This is a genomic window from Bartonella sp. AC70YNML, from assembly GCF_042196545.1.
Lineage (GTDB): Bacteria > Pseudomonadota > Alphaproteobacteria > Rhizobiales > Rhizobiaceae > Bartonella.
Genome location: NZ_JBHIQK010000023.1, coordinates 1 through 6,862 on the forward strand (window position 1 = coordinate 1; position 6,862 = coordinate 6,862).

The window sequence follows — 6,862 nt, forward strand, 5'->3', positions numbered from 1 at the left end:
TCCGTAAGTATAGAGGAAGAAACCGGTTTGTTTTTCCTCTTCTTTTCCTAAGACAGATGTTCTGATATTGGCTAAGAATGCGTTTTGTTTAGCCATATCAGTTAATCCACTATAGAAGAGAGCATTTGGCATGACTAAGTAACTGGCCGTTTGTGCTACAGGGACGATCACACTTGGACCAGAATCCGTTTCAAGAATTTCTTTATGTAAGCGGAAATCCCAGAAATTTTCATTCTTCTCATCAAAGAGGTTTTGCTCAATATCGGCTGTACCATGGCTTGAGTCTGGTCCATAAGCAGTTAGTGTATATTTGTAAGGTTCTCCCCCTAGTGTGGTATAGCCTTTGGCTAATTTAAAGGAGTCTTCCTGTGCTTTTCCTGCAACTTGGATGAGCGAGAGTCCACCTATATTTGAAGGATCAGCAGCATTGACTACACTACTTTCATTTCCAGAATCGCTTTTAATATAAACTGTTGTGGAGCCTGAGACATCACCGTGAATGAGAAGCCTATCGGTTTTTTGATCGGCACTTACTACGCCATTACTCCAAGCAATGTTGAAGTAAATCTTTGCGTCTCCCGTTGCGTTGTAGACTTCTTGCGTGTCTGGTTTACCAGAACCTATATGCAATGTTTGGTAGTGATCTTCTGTTGGTTTCTCAAAAACAATGGAGCTGTTATCGAGATTAAGCGTGGAAATATCAGAACGAGATCTTTGAGCGATATCAAGGAGATTGCCATCAGCATCTTTTTCGTTTTTGCTGATTTTCAACGTCCATTTCGTATTGTTTTTCAGATCAAAACGTACATTTCTGTCTTTAGCAATATTCGCTCTGCCTTCTAGAGTAGACTGATCAGCACTTAAGGTGAAGGTGCCATTGGAGATCGCTTTAACCTCTTTATTGTTCCAATAATTGTCGTTTTTCCAAGATTTTGGATCTTCGAAAAGTCCATCTCCTAATAATACGTCGGCATGGATTTCTGAATTTTTGAGACTGACTGTACCGATTGATAAAGTTGGAATATCTTCCATGTTTGTGTTAGTGAAAGCTCCAACAAAAATTCCAGTACCATTTTCAGCGTGAACATCTGCATTTGTCAAATTGATTTCACTGTTTTTACGTTTTTGTGGAACATCTGGATAATCTAGATCAGGATTAGAGAGAGCTATAAATTGCAAACCAGCAACTCCTGCTATCATAGAAGTATTCACGACATCAATATGTCCGTTAAATGCCGCCCATAGTGCAACTTTTTTTGCTTCTATTTTATTTTTGATTGTATTCTCTGCTGTTCCAATATAACCATTCGTCATCTTAATCGTGCTATTATTTCCTGCAAAAAGACCAACATCAAAACTTTGAATGATTGTTTTACCATTTAATTCGATTGCACTACCAAGTTCCGCAACGTTTACAGCAACGGTTTGTTTTTTACTTTCACCACCAGTTATTGTTAAATCTCCGCTAATGATTTTACTTCCACCGTCTGCATAAAACCCTTCATCAACATTTTGAATGGTTGTTTTGCCCATTAACCTAACTTCACTACCAGAGTCCGATGTCCATATACCAGTGCGTTCGTTGTCGGGGCCTTCAAGTGCTTCACCACCGATTATCGATAAGTTTTCGCTAATGATTTTACCACCATTACCGGCATCGAGTCCGCTCAAAGTATTGTTAATTATTGTATCACCATGCAATTGAATTGTGCTGTCATTGCCACTTACAAATGCACCGCTTCCTTTTCCCTCTGTTGTTAAAGCAACATCTGTGGCATCAATATGCCCACCTTTTTTTGCAAACACTGCCATGTTTGCAGCGGTTACAGTTCCTCCCGTCATTGTGATGGTGGATTTTGAACCTTCCGCATAGAGTCCAACATTATCAGATGATGTAATGTTTGCATTGTTGGTTAAAATGATGGCACTGCCGTTTTGAGCAGATATTGTTGTATTTTGTGCATGAAATGATCCTCCCGAGATTGTTATTGTCGAATCATTCTCTGCTAATACACCTTTTTCAAATACACCGGTGGCTGCTTGAGTCACTGTTACATTTTTTAAAGTGACGGTACTTTTATCTGCTTTTATTCCAAAGAACAGTGGCACATCCTTTTTAACACCCGATATTGTCACATTTTCTAGTTTGTTTTCACGACTGTTACTGTTTAAGAATCCAGCACCAGCTGTAGAAGCTGTAATGGTCCCCCCAATCATCTTGATTGCACCATCATCTAGTACTTTAAGCCCTATGAAAGCATTATTAATCGTTGTCTTTCCAAGTAATTCAACCATGCTACCAGGGTCATTAGAAGCTGCACCAACTCCATAACCATTTGTTTTTAGGGTGACATCTGTAACAGTAATATGGCCGCCGGATGTTGTCTTTACTGCTTCCTCTTGCGCTGTGATGCTCCCTCCTGTCATTTCGATGATGGACTTTGAACCTTCCGCATAGAGTCCAGCATCATTATATGATATAATTTTTGCATCGCCAGTTAAAGTGATGTTGCCGCCGTTTTGAGTAAATATTGCTGCTTTTTCTGCATTAAATGATCCTCCTAAGACTTTTACTGTGGAATCATATGCATCTATGGCAGTTTGTGCTTGCGTCACTGTTACATTATTTAAAGTGACATTACTGTTAGTTGCTTTGATTCCATTGATTAGTGGCGCATCATCTTTCCCACTTGATATCACTACATCTTTCAGTTTGTTTTCTTTGCTCTTGCTGCCCAAGAAGAAAGCACCAACTTTGGAAGCTGTAATGCTTCCCCCAGTCATTTTGATTGCGCCACTCTCTTGTGTTTTGAGCCCGATTGTCGCATCATTAATCGTTGTACTAGATAATTCAACCACACTGTTTTTGCCTTGAGACAAGGCACCGAATCCACTTTCGATTTTATTATCATTAGTAGATGTATTAGGGTTATTACTCTTTGCTGTTAGAGTACTACCCGTGACAGTAATATGTCCACCTTCGTCTGCAGATAATGCTGCATCTTTTCCAATTACGCTTCCTCCTGTCATTATAATTTCGCTCTTTTCATCGATGGCATGAAGTCCGTTACCATTAGATGAGGTAACGTTAGTACCGCCATCTACAGTAATGGTGGTGCCGCTCATAGCATATACGCCATCCATTTTACCTTCGAATGATCCTCCGGATACGTTGATTCGAGAATTATTATTTGCGAGTATACCAACTTCTGCGTGCGTAACGTTTACATTTGTTAAAGTGATGTTACTTCCATTATCTGATTGCACTCCAATGAGTTGTGAAATTTCATTTTTATTATTTGATATCACTACATTTTGCAGTATATTTTTGTCGCTGCCGTCAATATAAACGCCAGTTTGAGACGTTGTAATGTTCCCCCCAGTTAGGTTGATGTTAGCGCCGTCTTTTACAGAAATACCGAAACGAACATCAGAATCAGTGCCTTGAATATTTAAGCCATTTAATTTAAGCGCACTGTTAGCACCTTCAACTGTTACAACATACTTATCATTGTTTGTATCTGCATTTGTGCTTTCATTTCCAGTTACAGTTACAGTGCTACCGGTGATTTTTCCTTTGTCTTTTACATAAATAGTCTCGTACGTTTTTCCGGATATATCTTTTTCTTCGTTGGTAACGCCAAGAGTTTCAGCATGTGCAGTGAACTGGATGTTGAATAGGATGATAGCAGCCGCAGCCGTGCATGATAAAAGGGATGTTTTATACACCAGTATTCTCCTTATGAGAGCCCCCAAATATTCATTTCCCCGCAAACTTCATAAGAAGAAGTGAAAATGGATAGTTGTTATTAATTTCAGTAATTGTCCTTATTTGGTAAGCTATTTTTGATTTTTTGTCAAAATTAAAAAATAAATAATATTAAATTTGTGTGAATTTATATTGAACACACAATGTGTTTGTAATTATTTATATTATATAATTAAATTTATTGTAAATATCTATTATAGAAATTATAAATATTATTATAATAATTACATAATTTATATTATTTTTTATAAAGTAATGATATTATTTTCTGTAATACTTATGCATTTTTATAGATTGTCAATGTAAGTGATGACGGTAATACTAAAACACTGTTGCTAGCACTTTTGATTATTTATACCTTATTTATCATAATATTCTAATATATTTGATCTTGATATCCAAAGGAGTTTGATGTTCTAGTATTAAGAATACATTTTTTCTCCTGTTGGGGATATTTTAATAGTATACGACTAAGTTTTTATAAGCTGTTGATGTATCGATGACATTTGAAAGAGCAAGAGCCCAAGCTTATAAATCTTAATCAATGAAGATGCTTCAAGTTGAAGGCTTTAAATCAACAGTGCTTTTATATCATCAAAGTGCACTTTCATTGAAGGATCATTGCTTTCATTATTTTGAATTTTTGACATATTCTTGACAAGAAAATTTAAAAAATTACTTCTGAGAAAATTTTTATAATACAATAAAATATGTAACGTTTTTATGGTGATAGGTTTATGAGATATAAAGTTAAATTGGTAATCACCGTGATTGCTTTTACTCTCTCTGGTTGTTTTAACCTTGATTCTGAAAAGTTAAGAAGGGACAAGAGGCTTTATCATGATGCATTTATGTGGCCTATGAAAGAAAAGTCTCTTGAGAAAAATTATACTGCTATCATCATGGCTGATCCGCAACCGTGGCGTTTAAACTCTGGTGATGCCAATGGAGTATCAAACAGAGAGCCATGGTTAAAGATAAATGAGCAAGTTGCTGGTGTGATAAAAGCGCACAAGGCTGCGTTCCATATTGTCAATGGTGATCTGACGGAGTTTGGACAACAAAAAAACTATGATGATTATAAAAATGTTTATAAAACTCTTGGAGCGCCTGTCTATGAGGGGCTAGGGAATCATGATTATGCCAATAATGTTGGTAATTGTACAAATCCTCAAGAATTCAATTTTTACAAAGATGCTTGTGCTATAAGTGCAGTTTCAAGAATGGTATCGGAAATCAAAAAATACCGTAGTCAATTATTGCATTTCAATGCAGATGTTACTGAAAGTTTGGTTCCCATTTCGGGTGGAAATGTTCGCTTGGTAAGGGGGAGTTTGAGTTATTCTTGGGATTATGGAGATGTTCATTATGTGCAGCTTCACAATTATCCAAGCTATACTGTTGGTTTGAAGGGGAAGTCTACAGAAGTGCAAATCAATAAATCTTTAGATTGGCTTAAGAACGATTTAGCTGCTGCTGATGCAAGAGGTAAAGTGACAATCATTAATTTTCATGATGCGCGTGCTGCTTCCATTGATGGTGAATCCTTTTTTATTCGTAAAAAGAATGCTAAAGATTTGTCGGTCTTTAAGTCAATTGTTACCTCTCATAATGTTAAAGCAATCTTCGTAGGTCACACGCATTATCAGTCCTATTGCCGTGCAAAAAACGATAAGGTTTTTGGAAATATCCCTATCTATACAGCTGGTGCGCTTTTTAATGGAGATTATTACCTCATAGATGTGAAAGGCAAGACAATTCACGTTAAAGCCTATAATGGAGAAATAGGAAAACCGCTTTTAATTAAAGATCTTGGTGTTATAGGGAAAGACACCCAATTTTCGGCAAGTTGCAGTAAGTTATAATAGAATTTGTTTCTTTGTCTTAAAGCATGAGGGAAAAGACGTATTATATGTGCGGATTTGAAGAGCAATGAGAGTATCTGAGTGTTACTTAAAAATAGAATAAAAAATCAGACATATTTTTTTCAAAGCTGCTGAGATTTCAGGTTATACGCTATAAGTGCAATGGTTTAATGTGAACGGAGCTTTAATACAAAGCGGAATAATGGTTTGTTATTCTATTTTTCCTTTTAGGCTTTCATCCTTGAAGCAAAGGGGAGTTTGTCAAGGGTGTGTTCATAATTTGCTAGCACATGTTGTCCAGAATTATCAAGAAGGCTGTTTCTATTAGTTTGTTGCGGTATAATTATCAAGTTATGCCCTTTGTTAGAGTTTATAATATCTACTCATGGGCAACTCTTTTTCATAAGAAAAGCTTTTTATTTTCTTCTTTTATACGTAAGTAAATCGTTACAATAATATGATACAAATATTGGAGTCTGTTTATAGCTGTTATGGTTTCATGCAATTATCCTTAGATGACTCTCACGTGTTTTGGCAGTTTTATCTTTGCTTTGAGAGAGGTGTAAAAAGGGGATTTTAAGAAGTTCCAGTTTAGAAAGAGTTTTTTTACACAGGAAAAGCTCTCGGAGGGTGCCAAGGCTGGTATGGAACAAGCCGGCGAAGATTTAGCCAATTGGATTGTTTATGGTTTTATGGGCCCCATCACAAAGTTGAGCGATTTTTGTAAATCTTTTCCCAGCCGCATGAAGGGGTGGATTGGTTCCATTGATGTAAGAGATTTTTTGCCAAGTTTTTTGGGGGGCAAAACAACCATCCAACCCATAGCACAATTTGCGGGAGCTTCTCCTGTAAATTCATCTGTGAGAGAGCAAAGAGACAAAGACCGTTCCCCCATCACACACAATCAAAATGTCACAGTGCATGTTAATGGGGCGCGTGATCCTGTTGTCACTGGTCGTGCGGTTGCCCATGCTTTGCAACGGGCACGTGCCAATGCGCTGCATGGCGGGACAGAATGATACGGGCGACAGAATAAGGGAAAAGACGGCGTGCTGGAAAGAACACAATGAGGGGAGGGATGAAGTGCTAGGAGAGCGCAATGGTAGGAGAGATGCAATGATACGTTTTGAAAGAGATGACGTGCTGGAAGGGATACAATCAAGGGGAGGGCGTCTATGAGAGATCCTTTGCTGATGTTAGGACCACATCTTTTTTATGTGGACTGGCT

General features: G+C 37.4%; 3 protein-coding genes. 2 read left to right on the forward strand and 1 reads right to left on the reverse strand.

The window, feature by feature from the left end:
• The coding region (locus ACFIMU_RS08370; protein ID WP_375697010.1) for an autotransporter outer membrane beta-barrel domain-containing protein at positions 1-3,729 on the reverse strand (3,729 nt) is incomplete at its 3' end.
• A 777-nt stretch (positions 3,730-4,506) separates the two neighbouring features.
• On the opposite strand from ACFIMU_RS08370, the gene ACFIMU_RS08375 reads away from it, so the two are divergent.
• Both ACFIMU_RS08375 and ACFIMU_RS08380 read left to right on the forward strand, forming a co-directional pair.
• Positions 4,507-5,634, forward strand: a complete 1,128-nt coding sequence (locus ACFIMU_RS08375; RefSeq protein WP_375607504.1) for a metallophosphoesterase — start codon at positions 4,507-4,509, stop codon at positions 5,632-5,634.
• A gap of 644 nt (positions 5,635-6,278) precedes the next feature.
• A complete protein-coding gene (locus ACFIMU_RS08380; protein WP_375607503.1) occupies positions 6,279-6,653 on the forward strand; it encodes a hypothetical protein in 375 nt (124 codons plus the stop codon).
• Positions 6,654-6,862: the final 209 nt, after the last annotated feature.

Bases quoted from the DNA above. Each gene is read 5' to 3' on its own strand.
- ACFIMU_RS08375 (WP_375607504.1), top strand. From the start codon at position 4,507: ATGAGATATAAAGTTAAATTGGTAATCACCGTGATTGCTTTTACTCTC.
- ACFIMU_RS08380 (WP_375607503.1), top strand. From the start codon at position 6,279: ATGGAACAAGCCGGCGAAGATTTAGCCAATTGGATTGTTTATGGTTTT.